The organism is Streptomyces sp. R11, from assembly GCF_041051905.1.
GTDB lineage: Bacteria > Actinomycetota > Actinomycetes > Streptomycetales > Streptomycetaceae > Streptomyces.
On the sequence record NZ_CP163432.1, the window covers coordinates 8,573,349 to 8,597,649 of the forward strand.

Below are 24,301 nucleotides of genomic sequence, written 5' to 3' on the forward strand. Positions count from 1 at the left end.
AGGCTCCGAGCCGCGCTGACCGGCCGGGCAATCCGTCACGCACATCCAGGGAGGACCCGGTGGGTCACCAGATCTCGCGCAGAACCCTCTTCCGCACCGCGAGCGGACTGGCCGTCGCCGGCGCGCTCGGCAGCTCGCTCAGCGCCTGCGCCGGTGGCACGGGCGCCGGCAGTACCAGCAGCGACCTGACCATGACGTGGTGGGGCAGCGACGACCGGCACAACGCCTACAAGAAGTCGCTCGCCTACTTCCAGAAGCAGAACTCGAAGATCAAGATCCGCGAGACCTACCAGGGCTACGACGGCTACTTCGACAAGTTCAACACCAACATCGCCGGCGGCAGCGCCCCGGACCTGCTCCAGATGGACACCGCCCTGGTGGCGCAGTACGCGCGCAAGGGCGTCCTCGCCCCGCTCGACTCCTACGTCGGCAAGACCCTCGACCTGACGGGCTTCTCCAAGACGCTCCTCGCCGCCGGCACCGTGGACGGCAAGCTGTACGGCGTCCCGTCCGGCATCGGCGTCAACCAGCTCACCGTCAACCGCAGCGGCCTGGAGAAGCTCGGCCTGAAGCTGCCCGACCGCGAGTGGACCTGGGCCGACCTGAAGAAGGTCGCCCAGGACGTCTACAAGAAGAGCGGCGGCAAGACCTACGGCGTCGACGACGGCGGCGGCTCCACCCTCCAGTGCTTCGAGGTGTTCGCCCGCGAGAAGGGGCAGACCTTCTTCTCGGACGACGGCAAGAAGCTCGGCTTCACCTCCGACACCCTCCAGGAGTGGTGGGAGTACTGGGCCGAGATGCGCAAGACGAACGCGTCCCCGCCGCCGGCGATCACCTCCGCCGCGCACAACGACCTCACCAAGAACGCGGTCGTCATCGGCAAGGCGCTGTTCACCTTCGACTCCGGCGTCTACGGTGCGGGCGGTTCCATCACCGACGCCCAGCTGGACTTCCTGCCGACCCCGCAGGGCGACTTCTCCGGCGCCCGCGAGGGCAATTTCGTCAACGGCGGCGTGCTGCTGTGCGCCACGAAGGCCAGCAAGAAGGTCGCCGACTCGGTGAAGATCATGAACTTCTTCGCCCAGGACGACACGGCGATCAAGGACATGCAGCTGTTCCGCGGCATCCCGCCGACCGAGAAGGCCCGCAACCTGATCGCCTCGGGCCTGACCGAGACGGACAAGCTGAACATGGAGAACGCGGACTACATCTCCCAGCGTGTCTCCAAGGCGTCCAACGCCCTGCCCGCGCCGGTGCCGCCGCCGCAGGGGGCCGACCAGATCTGGGACCTGCTGTTCCAGTCGAACCTCGCGGTGGCCTTCGGCAAGAAGTCGATCAAGGCGCAGCTCTCCGAGTTCTTCGACCAGGCGTCGGGGATTCTCGGGGGTTAGCTCCGCGGGGAGTGCCGCGGAGGGGGGTGCCGCGATGGGCTGTCGTTCGGGTGCGGGCACGTTGTGGCTGGTCGCGCAGTTCCCCGCGCCCCTTGAGGGAGTGGCAGTGACCGGGCCTCTGCGAGGCACCGCCCCATCTGAAATACCGGGAGAGGGCCAGGGAGACATGAGTATGACCACCGCGCAGACCGGCGAGGTCGTCAAGGAGCCGTCGGCTCCCGCGACCCCGTCCGACCAGCGGGAGCGTGACCGTATGCGCCGTCGGCTCGCCAGACGGCGGGGCGGGGGATGGTGGCCGTACCTCTTCCTGGCCCCCTGGTTCGTGGGCCTGTTCGGGCTGACGATCTACCCGATGCTCGACTCGCTGTACCTGTCGTTCACCAACTTCGACCTGTTGACGCCCGCGCAGTGGGTCGGCATGGACAACTACGACCGGATGTTCACCGACGACCCGGTCTTCTGGGACTCGGTGCACGCCACCCTCGTGTACGTCGTCGTCTCCGTGCCCCTGAAACTGGCACTCGCCCTCGCGGTGGCCATGCTGCTCAACCGCGACCTCAAGGGCATCGGCCTGTACCGGGCCGCTTTCTACCTGCCGTCCCTGCTCGGCGGGGCCGTGGCCATCGCGATTGTGTGGCGGCAGGTCTTCGGCGGCGAGGGCCTGTTCAACGACTTCCTGGGCTGGTTCGGCCTCAACACCGGCCAGGACTGGATCTCCAGCCCGGACACCGCGCTCTACACGCTCGTCCTGCTGGCCGTCTGGCAGTTCGGCACCCCGATGGTGATCTTCCTCGCCGGGCTGAAGCAACTGCCGAAGGACGTGTTCGAGGCGGCCGCGATCGACGGTGCCGGCGCCGTGACCAGGTTCTTCAAGATCACCCTGCCGCTGCTCACGCCGATCGTCTTCTTCAACGTGGTCCTTCAGATCATCGACGCGTTCAAGACGTTCACGCCCGCGTTCGTGATCAGCAACGGCTCCGGCGGACCGCTCAACTCGACCATGCTGTACTCCCTGTACCTGTACAAGAAGGGCTTCACGGACCTTCAGATGGGGTACGCCTCCGCGCTGGCCTGGGTGCTTTTCCTGGTCATCGCACTCTTCACGGCGGTCAACTTCATCGCCAGCCGCTACTGGGTCCACTACGACGACTGAGCGAGGAGTCCTTCACGCATGTCCGTCATCACCCCGCCCCGGTCCTCGACGTCGCCGCTGCACAAGCTCCGCTCGGCCACCGGAAGTCGCCGCATCTTCATCCACACCGTGCTCATCGGCGTGGCGATCGTCATGCTCTACCCGCTGATGTGGATGCTCAGCAGCTCCCTCAAGCCCGACACCGAGATCTTCACCCACCCCGGGCTCATCCCGACCGCGCTGCGCCCCGAGAACTACTCCGAGGGCTGGAGCGGCTCCGGCAACTCCTTCTCCCTCTACATCACCAACTCGCTGATCGTGACGATCGGCGCGGTGATCGGAAACGTCATCTCCTGCTCGCTGGCCGCCTACGCCTTCGCGCGCTTCGAGTTCCGCGGCAAGAAGATCTGGTTCGGCCTGATGCTCGGCACGCTGATGCTGCCCACCCAGGCCGTCCTGATCCCGCAGTACACGATCTTCTACAACCTGACCTGGATCAACACGTTCCTGCCGCTGATCGTGCCGAAGTTCCTCGCGGTGGACGCCTTCTTCATCTTCCTGATGGTCCAGTTCATCCGCTCCATCCCGCGCGAGCTGGACCAGGCGGCCATGGTCGACGGCGCCAACCCCTGGAAGATCTACTGGAAGATCATCCTGCCGTTGATGAAGCCGGCGCTGATCACCACCACGATCTTCACCTTCATCTGGACCTACGACGACTTCCTGCACCAGCTCGTCTACCTCCAGCAGAACGACAAGTTCACCGTCCCCCTGGGCCTGACGCTGTTCCTCGACCAGACCAGCGGCTCCTCCTACGGTGCGATGTTCGCCATGTCGACACTCGCCCTCCTGCCCACCCTCATCTGCTTCCTCATCTTCCAGAAGAGGCTGGTGGAAGGCATGGCCACCTCCGGCATGAAGGGCTGACACCGGTGCATCTCCCTCGCCAGCTCGGCGCCCTGCACGACCTCCCGGACACCCCTCAGGCGTACGACGCCGTCCTCGCCGGTGTCGCCGAACAGGCCCTGGCCCGGCTCACGCCGGAGGGCAACCTGGAACACCCCGACTGTGTCGACGACATCGGCGACACCTCGCTCGGCGTCACCTCACTCCTGGCCCTGGCCTGGCAGCGCGGCCGGGACCCGCGCCTGCCGGAGGCGGTGCGCCGCAGCCTCGCCTTCCATCTGCGCGAGCGCGTCTACACCGAGGACAACCCCGGCTACCCGAACCTGCGGGCCCGCAACTGCGGTCTCCCGTACGCCCGTTACACCCTCGCCCCCGGCGCCCATCCCATCGGCGACTGGCCGAGCACGGTGTGGGCGCTGCTCCAGGCGGTCAACGTGCTGGACCTCGCGGAGGGCCTCGTCGAGGACGTGCAGCGCGCCGAGCTGATCGAGGTGGCGCAGGGCTACTGGCGCTGGCTGACCGAGGCGACCTTCTTCAATCCGCAGGAGGCCGGCAACCAGGCCATCGGCTGCGTCGTCGGCGGCCTGATGCTGGCCCGCCACCTTCCACCGGGCCGGCGCGACCTGGTGCGGTCGCGCGCGATCGCCCTGTACGGCGACAAGATCCGCGCCCACCGGGTCGCCGACCGCGGCGCACTGCTGCCTCCGGAGCACGGCGGCGCGTACGACAACAACTACGGCCCGATCTCCCTGTCCTTCCTCGCCCAGGCCCATCGGGTCAGCGGCGAGGAGATCTTCGCCGAGGACGGCGACGCGCTCGCCCGCTACATCGACGCCCGCCTGCCCGGCGGCGGTTTCGACAACGGCGGCCCGCGCTACAGCGAGCAGCACAGCGGCTTCGAGTCGGTCCTCGGCCTGCGCTACTTCAGCCGGCGCATCGGTTCCGACCTGGGGCGCTACCGGGGCGACACCCGGTGGGGCCGGCACGCGGTCAAGGCGGACGGCGAAGTCGACGGCCACTTCGCGTGGATGCTGGTCTGGCAGATCCAGGACACCGCGCGCTGGCACCGCACCCCGTCCCCGGCCCCGGCCCGTCACCAGCTCCGCGCGGGTTCGGTCTCGGTCGCCTTCGACGACCGTATGACCCCGTCCCTGGTCGAGGCGGGGGGCACGTACTACCTCCCGGCGGCGGTGAACCGGCAGCACGGCTACGGCCCCGTGACGGACGGCTTCCTCTTCTGCCGTCCGATGGGCGAGGTCCGCGTCCGGGACGTGCGCGCCGACGGCCTCACGGCCAAGCTGGTCACCAAGCCGGTCGTCGGCCGCGACCACGTCCTGCGCCATGTCCGGTCCCTGTACGTCACCGACGGCACGGCCCTGTGGGTGACGGTCGCGGTGGAACGGCTGCCCGGCACGCCGTATCTGCTCGCGGGCCTGCCGTACGCCACCGACGACGGCGGGCGTGTGCGCAGGACCGCGGACGGTGACGTCACGTCAGCCGGTGAACTCCGCCTGACGCACCCGGAGCCGGACGGCGCGGACCACTTCGACGCCCGCGCGGACCTGACCCAGGAGCAGGCGGCCTTCGCCCTCGCGGCCGACCCTCGCGGTTACGGCAACCCCGACCTGGGCTGGAGCCACCTGGTCAGCTCGACGGCGCTGGAGGCCGAACCGGCCCCCGGCGCACCGGAGGACCTGCACGTGTTCGCCGTACGTTACGGAGCAGGACGCGACGGAGCGACGGGCCCGTTCGCGCCCACGTTCGACCAGGACGGTCCGGGCCTGACGGTCCGCACGGAGGCGTTCACCGCCGTGGTCGGCGAGGCCGCGGGCGACGCGCACGGAGAACCGGAGCTGACGCTGCGGGCCGTATAGGCCGGTCCTGCGGACCGTATGGGCGGTCCTCAGGCCCCCGCACGGGCCGTCGACGGCCCGTGCGGGACGGACACCACCGTGGCCGGCACCACCAGGTCGGCCCGGTCCCGGGTCGCGGCGACCAGCTCCGCGTTGCGCTGGTCCGAGCGCAGCACCCAGGCCACCGCCTCCTCGTGCGGCTTGCCGAACTCCTCGTGCCGGGCGATCAGCCGCCGCAGGCGCTCCGGCTCGTCGAGCTCGCAGAACCACACCTCGTCCAGCTGCGGCCGTACCCTCGCCCACGCACCCGTGTCCAGCAGCAGGTAGTTGCCCTCGGTCACCACCAGCCGGGCCGTGGCCTCCACCCGGACGGCGCCCGCGATGGGCTGCTCGAGAACCCGCTCGAAGCCGGGCGCGTACACGGTGTCACCGTCGGAATCCTCGCGCAGGCGCCGCAGCAGCGCCGCGTATCCGGCCGCGTCGAACGTGTCGGGCGCGCCCTTGCGGGCCCGGCGGCCGAGCCGGTCCAGCTCCACGTCGGCGAGGTGGAAGCCGTCCATGGGCACATGCGCGACCCAGGGATCCCCGGCACCGTTCAGCTCCCGCACCAGCCGCTCGGCGAGCGTCGTCTTGCCCGCCCCCGGGCTGCCGGCGATGCCGAGGACGGCGCGGCGCCCGTCGTGTGGGAGGGACCGGGCGCGGGTCAGGAGGTCGTCGAAGGTCAGGGCCACACAGCAGAGTGTGTCACCCGGTCGGCGATGACTTCCGGCGGTCCGTGGAGTCTCCTGTGAAGAGGGGATTCTCCTAATCACAGGTCATCACAGGTCACCACGGGTCATCACGGCCATCACGGGGGGAGGGAGGCGCGCACCATGCCGGACGACGACACGACGCAGATCCGCACACTGATCACGACCTGGGCGGAAGCGGTCCACCAGGGTGACCTCGACGGCGTCCTCGCCGACCACGCCGAGGACATCGTCATGTACGACGTACCGCCACCCCACGACGGCATCCGCGGCCTGCCGGCGTACCGCGCCACCTGGCCGCCGTTCTTCGAGTGGCAGACCCAGGGCGCAAGCTTCGACATCGAGTCGCTCGACATCACCGCGGGCGCCGACGTGGCGTACGCCCACGCCCTGCTGCGCTGCGGAACCCCGGAGGAACTCGCCGAACGCCCCACCCTGCGCCTGCGTCTGACGCTCGGTCTGCGCAAGGAGCGCGGCCGCTGGGTCGTCGCCCACGAACACCACTCGTTCCCGCACGACTGACGCACGGCCGCGCAACGACGCACGGCTCACGGCGCACACACGAATGCCGCCCCCACCGAGAGCGGACGGGCGCCCCTGTCAGGCACCTGGCCGAACATCGCACTGCACGCCTGTCCCTTGCGAGTTAGTTTGTCAGTGTTTGTGATGATTTCTCGGTTCCCCGTCGGCCAACTCGCCCGGCTGCGGGGCTCGGAACCCTACGACTCGTAGGGGTGAGGGGTGGACGATGGCCCACGGCACGAAGCCCATGCTCACGAGCGTGGGACGGCGCGACGAGGCGCTCGCGTCCGGGAGGCCGTGGCGGGCGCACGGCCAGGGCCTGCTCGCGGCGGTGGCCGGGGCTTTCACCCTCGCCCAACTCCTCCTCGTACGGCCCTCGATGGGCCTCGGCTGGGACGAGATCGTGTACGTCAGCCAGGTCGGCACCGACGCGCCCGCCGCGTTCTTCAGCGCGCCGCGCGCGCGTGGCGTCACCCTGCTGGTATGGCCCATCGCCTCCTGGTCGTCGTCCACGACACTGCTGCGCGTCTACATCGCCATCCTGTCCGGACTCGCCCTGTACCTGACCCTGCGCGCCTGGCGCGGCCTGTTCCCGGCCCGCGTCCTGGCAGGCGCCGGAGCCCTCTTCGCCTCCCTCTGGGTGACCCTCTTCTACGGCCCGCAGGCCATGCCCAACCTCTGGGTCGCGTTCGGCGCCCTGGTCTGCGTGGGCTGCTTCCTGCGGGCCCGCGCGGACCCCTTCGACCGACGGGCCCTGTGGGGCGTCCTGGCCGGTGCCGCGCTGATGGCGTGGATGCGGCCCACCGACGCCGTATGGGTCACGCTGCCCCTGCTCGTCCTCGTCGTTGCCGTACGGCACTGGCGGCTCGGAGCCGTTCTCGCGGCGGGGCTCCTGGCCGGGGGCGTCCCGTGGGTGATCGAGGCGTTCGTCAGCTACGGCGGTCTGCGCGAGCGGCTGAACCAGGCCTCCCGCATCCAGGGCGACCTGGGCTGGAACCTCGCCGTCGACGACCAGCTGCGCAGCCTGGTCGGAAACACGCTGTGCCGGCCCTGCAACGGCGAGATGCCCGACCCGGCCGTCTACGCCTGGTGGTTCGTCCTCCCCCTGCTCGCCGCCTACGCTCTCGCGGTCGCCGTCCTGGACGGACGCACCACCCGCACCCTCGTCCCGCTGCTCTGCGCCGCGACGGCCGCCTTCCCGTACCTGTTCCTGATCGGATACGCGGCACCCCGCTTCCTCCTGCCCGCCTACGCCCTCCTCGCCATCCCGGTCGCGCACGCGCTGCTCCGCCTGGTCACCACGCCGACCGGCCGGTGGCGCCCGGCGGTCGCGGCCGTGATCGCACTCGGGCTGGCCGGGCATCTGGCCGTGCAGTACGCGGTTCTGGACCACACCGTGGATCGCACCACCGGCAACCGCGAGGCATGGGCTCGCTCCGCCGCCGAACTCCACCGCCTCGGCGTGCGCCCGCCCTGCCTGCTCACCGGGCACGAAGCCATCCCGGTCGGGTACTACACCGGCTGCGGCTCCGGCGCGACCCGCGGCAACAACGCCAACACCACCACGGCCGACATCCTGCGGACCTCCCGAAGGGTCCCGGTCGGCGCCCTCACCAATCCCGGCGGCACGCCTCCCCGGTACGCCCGTGGCTGGGAGCTGCACCGCCTCGACGGCCTGGAAGTCCGCATCGCCCCGGCGCGGGGCGCGGGCGGACGGGCATGACGTCGGAGCAGTTCCTCGCCGCACCCCAGCGCCGACGGGCCTACTGGCACGCTCTGCTCACGTTCGCCGTTCTCGTGGCCGTGGTCTGGCTGGCCCGGCGCCACTGGGCCGTGCTGGAGACCGGCGCGGTCCGCCTCACCGTCGCCGACCAGGGCTGGCTGCTGGTGGCCGCCGCGGCCACGCTCGTGACGTGGCCCTGCTCGGCGCTCGCCCAGCAGGGCGCGGTGCAGAGCCGGCTGCCGCCCGGGCGGCTCATGGCAGGGCAGTTCGCCGCCTCCGCGGCCAACCACGTACTGCCCGCCGGACTCGGTGCCGGCGCGGTGAACCTGCGCTTCCTCATACGCTGCGGCATGCCGATAGCCGCTGCGGCCACCGCCATCGCGGTCAAGGGCACCGCCGGCGCGATCCTGCGCGGCGCCCTGATCGCCGTACTCTTCGCCGCCAGTCCCGGTGTGCTGCACCTCCCGCACGTCAGCGGGGGAGTCCTGATCGCCGGGTGCGCCGTGGTCGCCGGCGCGATCGTCCTGCTGAGCGGCCCCCTGTGGTCCCGGTGCAGGCGGGCGTCGGCCGCGGCATGGGCGTACATCGTCGCCGTTCACGCGAGACCGGTGAGGGCGACGGCCCTGTGGGGCGGCTCGCTGGCCTTCGTGACGCTGCACTGCGCCGTGCTGATCGCCGTCAGCCGTGCGGTCGAGCTGCCCCTCCCGCCGGCCCGGGTGGCGCTGCTGTATCTCGCCGCGAGCACTGCGGCGGCCCTGCTGCCCACGCCCGGCGGCCTCGGCTCCCTGGACGCGGTGCTCGCGCTCGCGCTCACCGCGGCCGGCGCCCCGGCCACCGTGGCTGCCGCCGCCGTACTCGGCTACCGTCTGCTGACGGTGTGGCTGCCGCTGATTCCCGGGCTGATCGTGCTCGCCCTGCTCGTCCGGCGCGGGGCGCTGTGAGCGGCAAGGGCGTTTCCCGGTCGCACGGTTCAGGTGGGGAGCCCGGTGGTCGGCCGCACCGGGCCTGCTGCCCATGCGCCGCCCCGTCCCCGACGGCGTCCGCGCCGCGCACGGCCGCTTCCCGCACGGCACCACGGTGCCGGCCCTCACCCACCGCGACGGCGTGCTGATCGCCGGCGACCGCAGGGATTCCTTGGGCAACCTCATCGCCCAGTGCGGCCTGGAGAAGGTGCACCCGGCGGACGACCACGCCGCGGTCGCCTTCGCGGGCACCGTCGGACCGGCACCGGACATGGTGAAGTGGACATCCCCGCGCGAACAGCTTCTTGAGCGCCCCGCGATGCGTCCACGTGCTTCCTCGGGTGCCTTGGCGTCGTAGCCGGCGAGGAGATGGTGGAACACCGCAGCGCCCGTCCCGACGGGTCCGACCCCGCGCCCTGACCCCACCTCTGCGAGGCCTGGACCGCCGCCGCGATCACCCCCGCAACCCCACCTCCCTGCGCCACTTGACGAACTGCTTGTCCGGATCGCCGGTGTACGCCCACGGCGCTCGCGTGGCCCGGCGTTGCAGTATCCGGAACAGGGCCGCGGCGATGTCGTGGGCGCCCGCGTGACAGGCCGCGTGGGTCAGGTAGTTGAGGTCGCGGAGCTCGCCGGGGGACACGGTGCTGTCGGCGCGGCCCATGATCCAGCGCTCCCAGGTCCGGCGTACGTCACTGGCGGCGCCGTCGTTGCTCCAGTGCTGTCCCAGACCGACCGAGGCGTGCTGCCCCCGGGCCGCGTCCAGGGCGTAGCGGAACTCCTCGACCCGGGCGTACTGCACGAGCACCGGCAGCGGGCAGCCGAGCGGTGCCACGCCGGCCGCGTCACGGGCGAAGTCGTACATCAGGCCGTGGGTGCCGTGCCAGCGGGAGGAGTAGTAGTGCAGCACCTGGAGGTGCCCCTCCACGCTGTACGGGTCGCGCTGGTGCAACTCGTCCCACCAGCGGGCCAGTTCCTGCCGCCGTACGCCCGACGGATACAGCCGCGCCACCGAGATCAGCGAGATCCACGGCGTCGGATCGTCCGGGTAGGAGTCGGCGGCCTTCAGGCACGACAGCACCGCCGTGTCGATGCGCTGCCGGTCGATCGGCACGCCCCGGCCCGCGGTGATCGCCAGGTTGAAAGCCCGGGCCGTCTCCGTCGCCGCCCGCAGCACCAGCGCGTCGGCGCTGTGCGGCTCGGCGGCCAGCCACGACTCCGCCGTCGAACTGCTCGCGCACGCCTGCGCGAGCAGCCGGGTCCGATGCCCGCGGGCCAGCCAGTCGGGGCCGGTTGCCCGCAGCAGCTCCCGCAGTCCCTGCCAGCGGCCGATGACGATGTCCTGGCGGGCACAGGTGAGGGCGGCGTCACCGCAGTCGGGGTCGAAGTCGGGAACGAAGCGGTCTTTCGCCATCGAGGGCTCTCTCAGAAATCGGTGGGAAGACCCTCGTGGACAAGGGAGTCGGTGCCGGACCTGGTGCCGTCACCGCCGGCGGGAACGTAGTCCGCCTCGACGGTCTCGGCGGCGTCCAGTTTCGCCGGCCGGTAGTAGTCGCTGCCCTGCCGCCAGTACCAGAGCATCGGGATCAGCCCGGCCGCGAGACCGCCGATGCCGATCGTGATCGCGGAAGTGCTCAGCTCGCCCAGCGACTCGACGAAGATCCAGAACATGAACAGGGCACCGAACAACGGCCACACACCGCCGAGTACGAAGTTGCCCACCGACTTCAGCAGCATCCTGCGGTAGGCGACGACCACCGCGAGCCCCGTCAGCCCGTAGTAGACGGCGATCTGCAGCCCGATCGCCGAGATGGCGTCGGAGAGGATCTCGCCCACCGTGCCGAGGGAGTTGGCGGCGACGAACATCCCCAGCGCCACCACGCCGACCACCGCGATCGCCACCCATGGCGTGTTCCAGCGCCGGTGCACACGGCCCAGCGCGGACGGCATCGTACGGTCCCGGCCCATCGCGAACAGCGAGCGCGTGACCTGGATGAGCGTGGTCTCCAGGGTGGCGATGGTGGACAGCATCACCGCGACGATCAGCAACTTGCCGCCCCAGCCCGGCCACACCTCCTCACCGAGCACGGCCAGTACGTTGGCGTCGTTGTCCTGGATCTGCTTCGAGGAGAGGATGACGTTCACCGCGATCGTGAACACCTCGAACAACAGGAAGACGATGCCGACTCCGATGAGCCCCGCCAGGCCCGTCGTACGGCGGCTGTTGCGGGTCTCCTCACTGAGGTTGCTGGTGACGTCCCAGCCCCAGTAGTAGAACGCGGCGATCAGCGCCCCGGACGCGAATCCCGTGACCCCGTCGAAGTGGCCGAAGCCGAGCCAGGACCAGTCGAACGCCCGGGCGTTGTCCGCGTGGAGCAGCGCGAGTACCGCGAACATGGCCAGTATCACCAGCTCGACGCCGGACATCACCAACTGCGCGCGGACGGTCAGCCGCGCGCCGCCCAGCACCACGAGCAGCATGACCAGGAACCAGCCGGCGCCGACCAGTGTGGACAGCGCGGTGTTGTCGGCGAGGTCCTCGTCGAAGACGGCGAGTGTCATCGATCCGGCGGGCAGCGAACCGGCCACCATGAAGATGGTCGCCGAGATCACCAGCGCCCAGCCGCTGATGAAGCCCAGGAAGGGATGCAGGGTGCGGCCGACCCAGGAGTAACTGGCGCCCGCGTTCACGTCGATCCGGCTGAGATAGCTGTAGGCCAGGGCGATGCCCAGCATGGGTATCGCGCAGTACAGCAGCGCGGCCGGGCTTGCCAGGCCCACCGCGCCGACGAGGACCGCCGTGGTCGCGGCGATCGAGTACGCGGGGGCACTGCCCGCGATCGCCATCACCACCGTGTCGAACGTACCGAGGGCATTGGCCTGCAGCCCTCTTCCCCTGTTGTTGCTCATGGATGCGCTGCTTTCCGTCGTGCACGACGTGGGGGCGAGCAGGCCCCGACGGCGTAAGGGTGTGGGGGGGGTGGAACCACGCCACGAACCGGTGAGGGATGACCTCGGGTCAGGGGCGGCCGAACGGGGGTGGCGGACACTGTACGCCGTTGCGTCGTCGTGCAGTCACGCCGAGTGTGCGAGTGATGATAGCCACACTCGTTGATGCTTCAAGAGCCATGAGATCTTCCGGGGTTGGACAACGCGCAACGGGAAACGCGGTTCAGGACATGCACCGGCACAACCCGCCGCCGCGCGCGAGTGAGGAGGCAGCCATGGGCACCGAACACACGCCCGCAGAGTCGATGGCCGACGACGCGTACCAGCCCACCGGAAGCAACGAGGAACAGCAGGACGCGGCTCCACTGGACCTCCAGGACGCCTTGGACGAGCGGACCTACGACGACACCCTCGACGAGGGCTACTCCCCGCCCGAGAAGCCTCTGGGCGTCACCAGGTACGGCACCACGGCCGCCGAACAGCACGCCGGTGAGACCCTCGACGAGCGGCTCACCCAGGAGGTCCCCGACGTGAGCGAGCCCGTCGGCGACGGCGTCGGCGATCTGCCGGGCGGCGACGGCGAACCCGTCGACCCGGAGGCGGGCACCGGCCGTGCGGGCCGCCTGGTCGCACCGGACGAGGGCGCCCACGCCGACACCACGAAGGAGCAGGTCGCCTTCGACCAGGGCATCGACGGCGGAGCGGCCGGCGCGGAGGAGGCCGCGATGCACGTGGTCGAGGACGACGCCGACCTTCCTGAGGGCGGCGTGGACACCTGAGCAGGTCCGGGAGGCTCAGTCCCCGATCCGGTCGATCTGCCGCAGCCTGTTCGTGGCGTCGAGGGCGGCTACCTTGTACGACTCCGCCAGCGTCGGGTAGTTGAACACCGCGTCGACCAGATAGTCGACGGTTCCGCCGCACCCCATCACGGACTGCCCGATATGGATGAGCTCCGTCGCCCCCGTGCCGAAGCAGTGCACACCGAGCAGCGTGCGGTCCTCGGGGGAGACCAGCAGCTTCAGCATGCCGTGCGAGTCGCCGATGATCTGCCCGCGGGCCAGTTCGCGGTAGCGCGAGATGCCGACCTCGAACGGCACCCGGTCCTCGGTGAGCTGGTCCTCGGTCCGCCCCACGAAGCTGATCTCCGGGATGGTGTAGATACCGATCGGCTGGAGGTTGTGCATCCGGCCGACGGGCTCCCCGCAGGCGTGGTACGCCGCCGCGCGCCCCTGCTCCATCGACGTCGCGGCCAGCGCGGGGAAGCCGATGACGTCGCCGACGGCGTAGATGTGCGGCACCTCGGTGCGGTAGTGCTCGTCGACCGTGATCCGGCCGCGCGGGTCCGCGCTCAGCCCGGCCTTGTCGAGGTCGAGTTCGTCGGTGAGGCCTTGCCGGCCCGCCGAGTACATCACCGCGTCGGCGGGAATCTTCTTGCCGCTCTCCAGGATGGTGAGGGTGCCACGGGAATGCCGCTCGACCGCGGCGACCGTCTCGCCGAAGCGGAACGTCACGGCGAGGTCCCGCAGGTGGTACTTGAGCGACTCGATCACCTCGACGTCGCACATGTCGAGCATCCCGGCACGCTTCTCCACCACGGTGATCTTGCTGCCCAGCGCGGCGAACATCGAGGCGTACTCCATGCCGATCACCCCGGCACCCACGATCACCATGGAGCGCGGCACCCGCTCCAGCGCCAGGACGTTGTCCGAGTCCAGGATCGTCCGCCCGTCGAACTCCACACTGGCGGGCCGCGCGGGACGGGTGCCGGTGGCGATGACGATGTGCTCGGCGGTCAGCAGCCGTTCCTGGCCGGTGACCTCGCGCAGGGCGACGGTGTGGGGATCGACGAAGCGTCCCGTTCCGGCGTACAGCGCGACGTGGTTGCGGGACAGCTGGCTGCGGATGACGTCCACCTCGCGGCCGACCACGTGCTGGGTGCGGGCGGTCAGGTCGGAGACGGTGATGTCCTCCTTGAGCCGGTAGCTCTGGCCGTACAGATCGCGCTGGGTGAGGCCGGTCAGATACAGCACCGCCTCGCGCAGGGTCTTGGAGGGGATGGTCCCGGTGTGGATGGAGACGCCGCCGACCATGTCGGGGCGGTCGACGACGGCGACCCGGCGGCCGAGCTTGGCCGCGGCGATGGCGGCCTTCTGGCCACCCGGGCCGGATCCGATGACGAGCATGTCGAAGTCGGGCACCTTCAGGAGTCTGGCAGCCGCGAGACCCCTTCGAAAGGGTGAGCCGGAAACCTTTGACGATGTGAAGTTCCGGGGAACGACGAAGTGAAGTGCCGTGGGAGACAGGAAAGTTGCGCCGGCTCCCTGCGGATGCCGCAAGGCCTTCGCCCACCGCCGGGAGAGCATGCCGGACCCGAAGCGGAAATGCTCGCCCTGGGTCGATAATGCAGGTATGGGGCATCGACTCGCCGACGCGAGCGCACCGGCCAGGCTGGCCGCCCCCGAGGAGGGCATCGGCCGGGACGAACTGGCGCTCGCGGCCAGAAACCACGGACTGCCGCTCGAAGCCCTGCGCCACGACATCACCCCGCCCGGGCTGCACTACGTACTGACCCACTACGACATCCCGTACGTCCCCGACGACACCTCCTGGCATGTGGCCCTCGGCGGCCAGGTCCGCCGCCCACTGCGCCTGAGCCTGGCCGACCTTCGTACGTTTCCGCAGGTCACCACACGGGTCACGCTGGAGTGCGCCGGCAACGGCCGGGCCCTGCTGACGCCCCGGCCGGTGAGCCAGCCCTGGCTCGTCGAGGCCGTCGGCACCGCCGAGTGGACCGGCGTGCCCCTGCGGCTGCTGCTCGCCGAGGCCGACATCGAGCCCGACGCGGTCGAGGTCGTCTTCACCGGCGCCGACCACGGGGTCGAGCGCGGCGTCGAGCAGGACTACCGGCGCGCGCTGCCCCTCGACGTGGCCCTGGGCGCCGATCCCGAGGTGCTGGTGGCGTACGCGATGAACGGCGCCCCACTGCCCCCGCAGCACGGCCGCCCGCTCCGGCTGGTCGTGCCCGGCTGGTACGGCATGGCGCACGTGAAGTGGCTGCGCGAGGTCACCGTCGTCGACGAGCCGTTCACCGGGTTCCAGCAGGCCGTGGCCTACCGGCTGCGCCGGCACCCCGAGGACGAGGGCGTGCCGGTCACCCGCATCGCCCCGCGCGCCCTGCTCGTCCCGCCGGGCTTCCCCGACTTCATGTCGAGGACACGCGTGGTCCGGCCCGGGGCGGTGACGCTGGAGGGGCGGGCCTGGTCCGGGCGGGCCGCGGTGACGCGCGTAGAAGTCAGCACGGACGCGGGGCGGACCTGGCAGGAGGCCGTGCTGGATCCGGATGACGGGCATCGGTGGGCGTGGCGCCGGTGGCGGCACAGCTGGACGGCGCTCCCCGGCGAGCACGTGCTGAGTGCCCGGGCCACCGACGCCGACGGCCACACCCAGCCCCTGGACCCGCCCTGGAACCGCGGTGGCTTCGCCAACAACCTCGTGCAGCGGGTGCCGGTGCTGTGTCTGGACGAGGGCGAGGGCGGGGGCGGGGCCGGTCGGTGAGGCTGCGGGCAGGGACCAGCCGCATGCGGCCGCCCCGGGTGCCGTCGCGCACCCGGAGGCGACCCGTGCGGACCTGGCCGGTCAGGCTAGGGCAGCAGCTTGTCGAGGGCGGAGGGACCCTCGGCAGCCAGCTTGCGCTTGGCCCATTCCAGATTGCGCGGGGTGAGGTCCTTGCCTGAGGCAAGCACTATGTCCTCGGGCGACACATCGGTGCCGGTGCGGGCGTGGAGCAGGTCGTCCGGGGTGACGCGCTCCCCGGACGGCCCGGACGCTTCGGGCTGGGACGTCGGCATCATCTCTGCTCCTCGGATCCGGGTGACTTCTTCGGGCCCGGTGCGGTCATCGGGTCTGTTAACACCATTCAACGCCCGAGCAAACCCTGCATCCGGAGCCGCCGGGAGAGCCCCCGCAGCCGGGCCCGCGTCAGCCCTCGAACGGCGTCAGTGTCAGCCTGATCCCCGTCGGTGCCGGGTCCTGGATGTAGGAGGCGAAGTCGGCGACGTCGTCGAAGGCGAAGCCGTACGCCTTGCCGTCCTCGTGGGCCGCGTGCATCGCCTTGGCGTAGTGGTTGGTCAGGTCGGTCCGGTAGAAGGCGGCGGCGTCGGTCGTTGGCTGGGCGGGATGGCCGATCAGCGTCGAGCGGTTGAAGCCGGCGCCGAGGACGGCGGCGACGGGACCGGTCGTGCCGTCGTTGGGGGCGGCGAGATTGCCGTCGCAGAACAGCACGTCCCGTGTCGACGGCTTGGCGAAGGACACCTGGGCGGGCCCGTCGAAGGTGAAACGCTCACCGCGAACCCGCCCCGTGAACGTACCCGCGTTGGTGGTGACGGTGAGGTCCCGCGCGGTGTACGTGCTCCAGACCTCGTCGATGGACGGGGCGAAGTAGTCCTTGGCGAACAGACCGGCGTCCAGGCCGTGGCCCGGGGCGACGATGCGTGTGTCGTCCACGACCAGCCGCGCGAACTCCTCGACCTGGCGCACGGCGGCGAACGCGGCCGCGCGTCCACCGGCGCGCAGCTGGCCCGTCGTCTGGTCCTCGGCCCCGGTCAGCCGGATGCTGAGCGGCACGCTGAACATGTCGACCATCGTGGTGTTGCAGAACATTCCGGCGGCGTTGAAGGTGAACTCGGCGCAGTCGTGCAGCACCGGGTGGTTCGGGTCCGACGTCACCCAGCCCGCGGGATACTGCAGCGCGGCATTGCCGTTGCCGTCCGTGACGGCCTTGAACTTGAGCTTCGCGCCGAGCGACACATAGATCCGGCCGGACATGTGGGGGAGGGACAGCCGGGTCTCGCCGCCGGACAGGCCGATGGCGTAGTCGGTGAAGCCGTCGGGGCCGTTGTCCGCCAGGGCGATCGGCGCGAGGGTGCCGTCGGGCGTGACGCGCACCTGCCTGCCGTCCCGGTTGCCGACGATGTAGACGTGGACGTTCGCGTTGTCGAAGGAGCCGCTGTCATTGACGATCGTCAGCGGCATCGAGTCCGCCGCGGCAGGCGCGGCACCGCCCGCGGGGGTGCCCGCGAGGGCATACGGCGCCACGGCGGCGATGGCGGGGACGGCCGCCGCCGTGCCGCCGAGGGCGAAGAGAAGCCTGCGTCGACCGAGAGTGCGCTGGTGACGGGATGTCATGTGGGGGGTCTCCCGGAGTACTTGTGTGGGTACTTGGGCCGCGGTGGCGACGGGGCCCGTAGCTGTGAGAGCGCTCTCGGACCGCGCCTCGCCGCCACCGATGGGCCCCGATGCTACGCACGTCCGCCGCAACGGCCAACGGGTCTGCATCGTGAGCAAACGCCCCTGAACTGCGGGAACTTGAAAAGCCACGGAATGACCACGACCGCTTAACTCTCTCCTAAGTCCCACTTAAGCTCGGCAGGTTCCGAAGGCGCCTCTGAGAGCGCTCTCGGTCACCCTGTGCACCCACTCGCAAAAACCCATGGACGGACCCGGCGAAGATCACGTACGGTGTGGCTCCACGCCTTGAGACGACGGAAGGAGGCGAGTGCCGTGCGGTCCACACCTTTCCAGCGCTCCCTTTCCGTTGCCCCGGCGTGTTTCGTCTGATCTGACCGGGAGCGCTCCGAGCAGTCTGTATCCCGGAGGATTCCGTGACCGATCCGGTCATCCGTGCGCTCTCGACGAGCGACGCCCATCTCTTTGACGCACACCCCGACCCGCTGGGCGCCCGTGAGGGACACCGGCGGACCCGTTTCCGCCCCGAGTGGAAGCGAGTTGCCCTGCGCGACGGCGCGGTCGTCGCTCGCGGCGCCTGGTGGGGCGGCCCCGACGACTCGGAGCCTGTCAACATCAACTGGTTCGACGTGGCCGAGGGCGAGGAGGAGGCCGGCGCCGAACTGCTGCGCTCCGCTCCCTGGCACGTCGAACTCGAGATCAACCTGCCCGGCGGCTGGCGGGAGAAGCCCGACCTGAAGGCCGCGGCCGAGGCCCGCTTCGGCGCCGCCCGTGCGGCCGGCTACGAACTCCTGGTGGAACGCTTCCTGTACCGCTGGACCCCGGAACTCGGGCTGCCCGAACGGCCCGGACGGCTCCGCTTCAGCGCCGAGTCCGATGACGCCGTCTTCTTCGACGCGCTGCGCCGCATCCACTCCGTCACCCTCGACGCCCACGCGCTGCGGGCCACCGAGGAGGGCGGCCTCGACCAGGCCGCACAGGAAGAGCTCGACTTCTTCCACTGGTGCCCGTCTCCACGGGAGTGGTGGCAGGTCGCGCACACCCCGGAGGGCGAGCTGGCCGGCATCCACATCCCGGCACACAACCCCTCCGGCCCGACGATCGGCTTCATCGGAGTCGTCCCGGAACAGCGCGGCCACGGCTACGCCTACGACCTCCTCGCGGAGTGCACCCACTTCCTGGCCGAGCAGGGCGCGGAGTTCGTCTCCGGAGCGACGGACCAGGGCAACTTCCCCATGGCCCGCAACTTCGCCAAGGCGGGATTCCCCGTGGTCAAGGAGCGCATCAACTTCGATGTGGCGGGTGGCCGTCGTGAGTAATAGCCCCAAGTCGTAGGGAATTCCGGGCGGCCCGGACCTCGATGTCAGGTCCGGGCCGCCCATTGCCGCGTCGCCCCAGCGGTCAACGGTCAGCTCAGCATTCGCCGCCCCACACTGCGCTGTGCAGGGTGACGGGTCCCACGAAGCTGTCGGAGTTGGGGTCGTTCGGGTAGTGCAGGCACCCCTGGAAGTTTCCGCCCGGGGCGGTGACGCTGAACCGGATGCGGTCGGCGCCCGGGTAGGGCACACCGTTGTTGATGCTCGGCAGAAGGCTCAGGGCAGGGCGCCCGCCGGTGTGCGCACCGCGTCGCGCAGGCGGGCGGCGTCCTGACTGGGCGGGGCGCCGAACTGGCGGCGGTACTCGCGACTGAACTGGGACGGGTTGTCGTAGCCGACGCGCTGGCCCACTCCGGTGACGTCGCCCGGGTGGGTGGCGAGCAGCAGCCGGGCCTCCTGGAGCCGGATCTGCTTCTGGAACTGGATGGGGCTCATCGCGGTCACCGCCTGGAAGTTGCGGTAGAAGGCGGAGACGCTCATGCCGGACATCCGCGCGACGTCCTCGACCCGGAAGGGCTGCGCGTAGTGCTCGCGGATCCAGCGCACGGCCCGCGAGACATGGCTGAGACTGCTGTCGGCGAGGCCGAGCTGGCGAACCGTCGCGCCCTGCTCGCCGGTGATGACGCGCCACAGGATCTCCCGCTTGACCAGCGGGGCGAGTACGGCCCGGTCGCGGGGTTCGTCGAGCAGGCGCAGGAGCCGGATCACCGCATCCAGCAGGGCGGGCGAGGCGTCGCTGACGGCGATCCCCGACGGCGCGCCTCCCGTCGTGCGCGGAGTGTCCGCGGGCCCGGCCCGCAGCAGCAACTCGGCGACGGCGGACGGTTCCAGGACGAGCCCGAACCCCAGCGCCGGCTGCTCGGGGCCGGCCTGCGTGAACTGTCCGGTGACAGGCAGGTCGACGGATGCGACCAGGTACTGCCCGGGACCGTACTCGAAGACCCGGTCGCCGAGCGCGAGGCGTTTGGCGCCCTGGGCGATGACCGCCAGCACCGTGCCCGACATGGAGGGCGCCGGCGGATCCGGCCGGTCGACCTTGGAGATCAGGACGCCGTCGACGGCGGTCGTCCAGTCGGGCCGGACGTGCCGGTCCAGCAGGGTGCGGAGCTCTTCCAGCTGCATGCCTCCATTGCAGCACCCTCACGCGCCCAAGCTCCCGAGCACGCGAGGATCGTGCAAGCACAAGCGAGCATCGTTCTAACGTTTCCGCAGGTCAGGACGGTTGAATGGAGTTACCGAGCTCCATCCGACCGTACTCAGGAGGAACACCATGAAGGTCGCCATCGTCACCGGCGCCAGCTCCGGCATCGGACAGAGTGCCGCGATCGAGATCGCCAAGCGCGGAGTCGGAGTCATCCTGACCTACGGCAGCAACCCGCAAGGAGGGCAGGAGACCGTCGCGCTCATCGAGAAGGAAGGCGGAACGGCCGTCGCGCTGCCGCTGGACGTCGGCGAGACCGGCACCTTCGACGCGTTCCGCGACACCGTGGCCGGAGTGCTGCGCGACACCTGGCAGCGCGACTCCTTCGACTACCTGGTGAACAACGCCGGCTTCGCGCAGACCTCGCTGATCGAGGACACGACCGAGGAGACGTTCGACAGGCTGATGCGCGTCCTGCTCAAGGGGCCGTACTTCCTCACGCAGAAGCTTCTGCCGCTGATCACGGACGGCGGGGCCATCGTCAACACGAGCAGCAACTCGGCGTCCACCACCACCGGCCTGGAGCCCGGCTACTCGGTGTACGCCGGCATGAAGGGTGGCCTGGACGTGCTGACCCGCTACATGGCCAAGGAGTTCAGCGGCCGTGGCATCCGGGTCAACGCGGTCTCGCCCGGGGCGACCCGGACCCGCCTCGGCGACGACGCCTTCACCCGGTTCCCCGAGGTCGTCCCGGCCCTCGCCGCGAAGACCGCGTTCGGTCGTGTCGGCGAACCCGACGACATCGGCGCGATGATCGCCACGCTCGTCTCCGACGAGAGCCGCTGGGTCACCGCCCAGAACATCGAGGTGTCGGGCGGCTACAACCTCTAGGGTCTGTTGCGAAAGTGGATCTTGGTCGTGGATGATCACGTTCCGTGGGGCGTAGTGATCTGACGAATGGCCAGTGGGCCCGGCTGGAGCCGTTGTTGCCGCGGGGCATCAAGCCGGGCCGTCCGCCGGTATGGACTCGGCGGCAGCTGATAGACGGCATACGGTGGCGGACCCGGACCGGTGCTCCCTGGCGTGATGTGCCAGAACGCTACGGGCCGTGGGACCGGGTCTACGACCTGTTCCGGCGCTGGCAGCGCAATGGCACCTGGGCCCGGATCGTCACTCAGCTCCAGGCTGAGGCCGACGTGAAGGGCCTGATCACCTGGGATGTGAATGTCGACTCCTCCGTGTGTCGGGCCCACCAGCACGCCGCCGGAGCCTCGAAAAGGGGGGCCTGCAAAAGGAGCCGCCTGGCGGCATCGCCGTCGAGCCGACCGACCACGCCCTCGGACGTTCCCGGGGCGGTCTGACCACAAGGATCCACCTCGCCGTCGAACAGGGGCAGAAGCCTCTGTCTGTACTGATCACGGCCGGGCAGCGGGGTGACTCGCCGCAGTTCGGGCCGGTCCTGGAGGCGATTCGGGTGCCCCGACTCGGTCCTGGCCGGCCGCGCAGTCGACCGGACCGGGTGCGGGCTGACAAGGCGTACGACTCCCGCCGCAACCGAGCGTACCTGCGAAGACGCGGAATCAAGGCGACCATCCCGGTCCCGGCGGACCGCGTCCGCAATCGTCAGAAGCTAGGCTCCCGAGGCGGTCGGCCGCCGAAGTTCGACAAGACCGACTACCGCGAGCGCCATGCCGTCGAGTGCGGAATCAATCGTCTCAAGCGCCACCGGGCCGTCGCCACGAGGTACGACAAGCTCGCCGTCCGCTACGAGGCGACAGTGCTGGTCGCAGTCCTCAACGAGTGGCTGTGACCAGCACTTTCCCAACAGAACCTAAACGACACGACCGGGCGAGTGCCCCGGCAGCTGCCCCGCGCCCTGGATCAGGCACTCGATCAGGTAGTCGCCCGTATCCTCGTCGAGGGTCACGCCGTGGGTCTCGCTGCGGAAGCCGGGGAAGCGGCGGTCGAAGGACTCCAGGGCGGTGAGATAGCGCAGCAGCGGGCCGTCGGGTGCGCCGATGGACTCGCCCGGCATCAGGACCGGGATGCCAGGCGGGGTGACCGTCACCATGGCGGCCGCCACCCGGCCCGCCGCCTCCGAGATCCGGACCCGCTCGGTGTCACCGCGCACCAGCCGCTGGTAACAGTGCTGAGGTGGCGCCACGGGCTGCGGGAGCTGCTGGAAGGCCGTGTCCAGAAGCTCCACCAGGCGCACCGAGCGCAGTTGCTCGTGCATCTCCTGGCACAGCCCGCGCAGGGTCAGGCCCGCGTACCGGCGGGGATGCGCGGCGACGGCCTCCGGCAGGACCCGCTCCAGTGGGGCGTCGGCATCGTAGAGGGCCTTGAAATCCGTCAGGGCGTCCAGCAGGGTGCCCCACTTGCCCTTGGTGATGCCCATGGAGAACAGGATCAGCGTGGTGTAACTATCGGTCTTCTCCACCACAATCTTCCGGGTGGCCAGATAGGCCGTGAGCACCCGGGCCGGGATGCCCTCCTCGGCCATCTCGCCGGTGGCGCTGATCCCCGGACAGGTCAGCGTGACCTTGACGGGGTCCAACATGCAGTGGCCCTCGGTCAGCCCAGGGAAACCGTGCCAGTCGGCGCCGGGCTCCAGCAGCCAGCAGGACTGCTCGGTGCGCAGCACCTCCGGCGGGGCTTCCTCGAACGGCAGCCGGTCGCCGGTCGCCGGGTCGGTGACCGTGTCCGGCTGCCACACCCCGAAAAACCACGGCGGCCGGTCCCCGGCGCTCTCGATCCGCCGTCGCAGGCGCACCATCTCCTGACGGAAGCGGATCGCCTCGGTGACCGCCTCGTCGATCAGCCACTCACCCTGCGGGCCGTCCATCATCGCCGTCGCCACGTCGAGCGAGGCAATCATCGGGTAGAGGGGCGAGGTAGTGCCGTGCATCATCAGCGCCTCGTTGAACCGGTCATGCTCCACCGGTGCCCGCGGTGCGGATCGCATGTGCACCATCGCGCTCTGCGACAGCGCCGCCAGCAGCTTGTGCGTGGACTGGGTGGCGAACACGGTCGGGCGGTCCGGGCCGGGGAAGGCATCCTCGTCCACCGACATGCCGTAACGGCCGGCGTAGAGCGGGTGGAAACGGGCGTACGCGAACCACGCCTCGTCGAAGTGCACCCGGGGCGTACTGGCGGCGAACGCGCGAGCGGTGGCTACGGCGTCGTAACTCAGGCCGTCGTAAGTGGAGTTGGTGAACACCGCGTACTGCGGGTGCCGGGACACCGCGCCCTCGGTGAGCGGATGCGCGGTGATCCGGGCCGCCACCGCGTCCGCGGCGATCTCGGCCGGGGGCAGCGGTCCCGCCAGGCCGTAGCCGTTACGGGTGGGGACCAGGTAGACCGGCCGGGCACCCGAGACGACCAGGCCGTGCAGCACCGACTTGTGGCAGTTTCGGTCCACCAGCGCGATCTCGTCGCGGGTGACGCTGAAATGGCCGACCAGGCGATTGCACGTCGAGTCGCCGTGCAGCACGAAGTAGGTGAGGTCGGAGCCGAACACACGGGCCGCGTTGCGCTCCGCCTCGCCGATCGGGCCGGTGTGCTCGAACAGCGAGCCCAGTTCCTCGACCGAGATCGACAGGTCGCTGCGCAGCAGCCGCTCTCCGAAGTAGTCGTGGAAGGCGCGTCCCGCCGGCGACTTGAGGAAGGCGACACCGCCGGAGTGGGCCGGGGTGTGCCAGGAGTATTCATGGGCGTCGTCGAAGCGGCGCAGTGCCCGGAAGAACGGCGGCAGCACGGATTCCCGGTAGGAGCGGGCGGCGGTGGTGATGCGGCCCGCGATGAAGCCCGGGGTGTCCTCCAGCGGCCAGACGTAGCCCACGACCGACTCGGACACCCACAGCGGCAGGTCCCCCAGGCCCTCGTCGGCCATCACCAAGAAGACCGGCAGGTCCCGGAACCGGCGGCCGATCCGGCGCAGCACAGCGTCGCCGCCCGGGGTCCCGTCGAGGGTGCTGCCCGGCCGGGCGAGTGTGCCTCCCGGCGCGGCGAGCGCGGCGCCGGGCCCGTCACCGACGGCCCTGGGAAGGTCCCAGGCCACCAGCGCCGCCGCCAGACCAGCCTCGGTGCGCAGTACCGCGTCCGCGTCCTCCGCCGTTACCGCCCACCGGACTTCGAAGCCGCCCGCCTCGATCGCGTCCCGGATCTTCCGTAACTGCTGGGGCCCGGCGCCCTCGCCCCGAGGGTGTTCCGGTACCGCGACCAGGATCCTGCTGTCGGCCATGCGCTCTCCCGTCCTCCACGGCGGCGCCCCGGCCGCCCCGGCCAGTGTCCTGGCGGCGCACCGGGCAGAAACGGCGGCCGGGACGGCAAACCACCGCTATGGCGGAAACC

Annotated in this window: 21 protein-coding genes and 1 pseudogene; 13 read left to right on the top strand and 9 right to left on the bottom strand. The window is 70.4% G+C overall.

Annotated features, from left to right (window positions below):
- Window positions 1-59: 59 nt before the first annotated feature.
- The 4 genes from AB5J55_RS39640 (at window position 60) to AB5J55_RS39655 (ending at window position 5,303) form a co-directional block, all read left to right on the top strand.
- Window positions 60-1,391 (top strand): ABC transporter substrate-binding protein, encoded by a 1,332-nt coding sequence (locus tag AB5J55_RS39640; protein ID WP_369275267.1) that lies wholly within the window; start codon window positions 60-62, stop codon window positions 1,389-1,391.
- Window positions 1,392-1,557: 166 nt separating this feature from the next.
- A complete protein-coding gene (locus tag AB5J55_RS39645) occupies window positions 1,558-2,544 on the top strand; it encodes a carbohydrate ABC transporter permease (RefSeq protein WP_369275268.1) in 987 nt (328 codons plus the stop codon).
- A gap of 18 nt (window positions 2,545-2,562) precedes the next feature.
- Complete coding sequence (locus AB5J55_RS39650; protein ID WP_369275269.1) at window positions 2,563-3,450, top strand: carbohydrate ABC transporter permease; 888 nt, start codon at window positions 2,563-2,565, stop codon at window positions 3,448-3,450.
- 5 nt (window positions 3,451-3,455) lie between these two features.
- Entirely contained in the window at window positions 3,456-5,303 is a 1,848-nt protein-coding gene (locus AB5J55_RS39655; RefSeq protein WP_369275270.1) for a hypothetical protein, read from the top strand.
- A gap of 29 nt (window positions 5,304-5,332) precedes the next feature.
- On the opposite strand, the gene AB5J55_RS39660 is transcribed toward AB5J55_RS39655, so the two are convergent.
- Window positions 5,333-6,013, bottom strand: coding sequence for a nucleoside/nucleotide kinase family protein (locus AB5J55_RS39660; protein ID WP_369275271.1), 681 nt, complete (start codon window positions 6,011-6,013; stop codon window positions 5,333-5,335).
- Between the two features lie 141 nt (window positions 6,014-6,154).
- On the opposite strand from AB5J55_RS39660, the gene AB5J55_RS39665 reads away from it, so the two are divergent.
- The 4 genes and pseudogenes from AB5J55_RS39665 to AB5J55_RS39680 all read left to right on the top strand — a co-directional run.
- Window positions 6,155-6,553, top strand: a complete 399-nt coding sequence (locus tag AB5J55_RS39665; protein WP_369275272.1) for an SgcJ/EcaC family oxidoreductase — start codon at window positions 6,155-6,157, stop codon at window positions 6,551-6,553.
- Between the two features lie 226 nt (window positions 6,554-6,779).
- Window positions 6,780-8,276, top strand: a complete 1,497-nt coding sequence (locus tag AB5J55_RS39670; RefSeq protein WP_369275273.1) for a hypothetical protein — start codon at window positions 6,780-6,782, stop codon at window positions 8,274-8,276.
- Window positions 8,273-9,217, top strand: a complete 945-nt coding sequence (locus tag AB5J55_RS39675; RefSeq protein WP_369275274.1) for a YbhN family protein — start codon at window positions 8,273-8,275, stop codon at window positions 9,215-9,217. Before AB5J55_RS39670 ends, AB5J55_RS39675 begins: the two co-directional genes overlap by 4 nt.
- Before the next feature lie 58 nt (window positions 9,218-9,275).
- Window positions 9,276-9,518, top strand: a pseudogene (locus AB5J55_RS39680) (proteasome subunit beta); the annotation flags it as partial.
- Window positions 9,519-9,692: 174 nt separating this feature from the next.
- Here AB5J55_RS39680 and AB5J55_RS39685 read toward each other — a convergent pair.
- Window positions 9,693-10,652: a hypothetical protein gene (locus tag AB5J55_RS39685; RefSeq protein ID WP_369275275.1), complete on the bottom strand. Its 960-nt coding sequence runs from the start codon at window positions 10,650-10,652 to the stop codon at window positions 9,693-9,695.
- Window positions 10,653-10,663: 11 nt separating this feature from the next.
- The gene (locus AB5J55_RS39690; protein WP_369275276.1) at window positions 10,664-12,148 is read right to left on the bottom strand and encodes an APC family permease; all 1,485 of its coding nucleotides are present in this window, start codon (window positions 12,146-12,148) and stop codon (window positions 10,664-10,666) included.
- Between the two features lie 314 nt (window positions 12,149-12,462).
- On the opposite strand from AB5J55_RS39690, the gene AB5J55_RS39695 reads away from it, so the two are divergent.
- Entirely contained in the window at window positions 12,463-12,966 is a 504-nt protein-coding gene (locus AB5J55_RS39695) for a DUF5709 domain-containing protein (RefSeq protein ID WP_369275277.1), read from the top strand.
- Window positions 12,967-12,981: 15 nt separating this feature from the next.
- Here the strand turns inward: AB5J55_RS39695 and sthA are convergent, their stop codons facing one another.
- Window positions 12,982-14,385: a Si-specific NAD(P)(+) transhydrogenase gene (sthA, locus tag AB5J55_RS39700; RefSeq protein ID WP_369275278.1), complete on the bottom strand. Its 1,404-nt coding sequence runs from the start codon at window positions 14,383-14,385 to the stop codon at window positions 12,982-12,984.
- A 211-nt stretch (window positions 14,386-14,596) separates the two neighbouring features.
- Here sthA and AB5J55_RS39705 point away from each other — a divergent pair, with 211 nt between their 5' ends.
- Window positions 14,597-15,742, top strand: coding sequence for a sulfite oxidase (locus AB5J55_RS39705; protein ID WP_369275279.1), 1,146 nt, complete (start codon window positions 14,597-14,599; stop codon window positions 15,740-15,742).
- A gap of 86 nt (window positions 15,743-15,828) precedes the next feature.
- On the opposite strand, the gene AB5J55_RS39710 is transcribed toward AB5J55_RS39705, so the two are convergent.
- A complete protein-coding gene (locus AB5J55_RS39710) occupies window positions 15,829-16,035 on the bottom strand; it encodes a hypothetical protein (RefSeq protein WP_328430330.1) in 207 nt (68 codons plus the stop codon).
- A gap of 130 nt (window positions 16,036-16,165) precedes the next feature.
- Window positions 16,166-17,371 (bottom strand): beta-1,3-glucanase family protein, encoded by a 1,206-nt coding sequence (locus AB5J55_RS39715; RefSeq protein ID WP_369275280.1) that lies wholly within the window; start codon window positions 17,369-17,371, stop codon window positions 16,166-16,168.
- 476 nt (window positions 17,372-17,847) lie between these two features.
- Between AB5J55_RS39715 and AB5J55_RS39720 the strand changes: the two genes are divergently transcribed.
- Complete coding sequence (locus AB5J55_RS39720; protein ID WP_369275281.1) at window positions 17,848-18,750, top strand: GNAT family N-acetyltransferase; 903 nt, start codon at window positions 17,848-17,850, stop codon at window positions 18,748-18,750.
- Window positions 18,751-18,844: 94 nt separating this feature from the next.
- Here AB5J55_RS39720 and AB5J55_RS39725 read toward each other — a convergent pair whose 3' ends face one another.
- Together AB5J55_RS39725 and AB5J55_RS39730 are read right to left on the bottom strand one after the other, a co-directional pair.
- The gene (locus tag AB5J55_RS39725) at window positions 18,845-18,997 is read right to left on the bottom strand and encodes a hypothetical protein (RefSeq protein ID WP_369275282.1); all 153 of its coding nucleotides are present in this window, start codon (window positions 18,995-18,997) and stop codon (window positions 18,845-18,847) included.
- Window positions 18,998-19,023: 26 nt separating this feature from the next.
- Entirely contained in the window at window positions 19,024-19,929 is a 906-nt protein-coding gene (locus tag AB5J55_RS39730) for an AraC family transcriptional regulator N-terminal domain-containing protein (protein ID WP_369275283.1), read from the bottom strand.
- A gap of 148 nt (window positions 19,930-20,077) precedes the next feature.
- On the opposite strand from AB5J55_RS39730, the gene AB5J55_RS39735 reads away from it, so the two are divergent.
- Together AB5J55_RS39735 and AB5J55_RS39740 are read left to right on the top strand one after the other, a co-directional pair.
- Entirely contained in the window at window positions 20,078-20,839 is a 762-nt protein-coding gene (locus AB5J55_RS39735; RefSeq protein WP_369275284.1) for an SDR family NAD(P)-dependent oxidoreductase, read from the top strand.
- Window positions 20,840-20,883: 44 nt separating this feature from the next.
- Window positions 20,884-21,758, top strand: a protein-coding gene (locus AB5J55_RS39740) for an IS5 family transposase (RefSeq protein ID WP_369275285.1) whose coding sequence is annotated in 2 segments (ribosomal slippage) — window positions 20,884-21,234 and window positions 21,237-21,758 — 873 coding nt in all. Because the reading frame shifts where the segments join, the coding sequence is not laid out codon by codon here.
- A 21-nt stretch (window positions 21,759-21,779) separates the two neighbouring features.
- Here the strand turns inward: AB5J55_RS39740 and AB5J55_RS39745 are convergent.
- Window positions 21,780-24,191 carry an Orn/Lys/Arg decarboxylase N-terminal domain-containing protein gene (locus AB5J55_RS39745; RefSeq protein ID WP_369275286.1) on the bottom strand — a complete coding sequence of 804 codons (2,412 nt, stop codon included), beginning with the start codon at window positions 24,189-24,191 and terminating at the stop codon, window positions 21,780-21,782.
- Window positions 24,192-24,301: the final 110 nt, after the last annotated feature.

Excerpts from the sequence above, each read along its gene's own strand:
- AB5J55_RS39705 (WP_369275279.1), top strand. The coding sequence starts at position 14,597 with ATGGGGCATCGACTCGCCGACGCGAGCGCACCGGCCAGGCTGGCCGCC.
- AB5J55_RS39730 (WP_369275283.1), bottom strand. The coding sequence starts at position 19,929 with ATGCAGCTGGAAGAGCTCCGCACCCTGCTGGACCGGCACGTCCGGCCC.
- AB5J55_RS39685 (WP_369275275.1), bottom strand. The coding sequence starts at position 10,652 with ATGGCGAAAGACCGCTTCGTTCCCGACTTCGACCCCGACTGCGGTGAC.
- AB5J55_RS39665 (WP_369275272.1), top strand. The coding sequence starts at position 6,155 with ATGCCGGACGACGACACGACGCAGATCCGCACACTGATCACGACCTGG.
- AB5J55_RS39735 (WP_369275284.1), top strand. The coding sequence starts at position 20,078 with ATGAAGGTCGCCATCGTCACCGGCGCCAGCTCCGGCATCGGACAGAGT.
- AB5J55_RS39650 (WP_369275269.1), top strand. The coding sequence starts at position 2,563 with ATGTCCGTCATCACCCCGCCCCGGTCCTCGACGTCGCCGCTGCACAAG.
- AB5J55_RS39695 (WP_369275277.1), top strand. The coding sequence starts at position 12,463 with ATGGGCACCGAACACACGCCCGCAGAGTCGATGGCCGACGACGCGTAC.
- AB5J55_RS39710 (WP_328430330.1), bottom strand. The coding sequence starts at position 16,035 with ATGCCGACGTCCCAGCCCGAAGCGTCCGGGCCGTCCGGGGAGCGCGTC.
- AB5J55_RS39745 (WP_369275286.1), bottom strand. The coding sequence starts at position 24,191 with ATGGCCGACAGCAGGATCCTGGTCGCGGTACCGGAACACCCTCGGGGC.
- AB5J55_RS39645 (WP_369275268.1), top strand. The coding sequence starts at position 1,558 with ATGAGTATGACCACCGCGCAGACCGGCGAGGTCGTCAAGGAGCCGTCG.
- AB5J55_RS39715 (WP_369275280.1), bottom strand. The coding sequence starts at position 17,371 with ATGACATCCCGTCACCAGCGCACTCTCGGTCGACGCAGGCTTCTCTTC.
- AB5J55_RS39670 (WP_369275273.1), top strand. The coding sequence starts at position 6,780 with ATGGCCCACGGCACGAAGCCCATGCTCACGAGCGTGGGACGGCGCGAC.
- AB5J55_RS39675 (WP_369275274.1), top strand. The coding sequence starts at position 8,273 with ATGACGTCGGAGCAGTTCCTCGCCGCACCCCAGCGCCGACGGGCCTAC.
- AB5J55_RS39690 (WP_369275276.1), bottom strand. The coding sequence starts at position 12,148 with ATGAGCAACAACAGGGGAAGAGGGCTGCAGGCCAATGCCCTCGGTACG.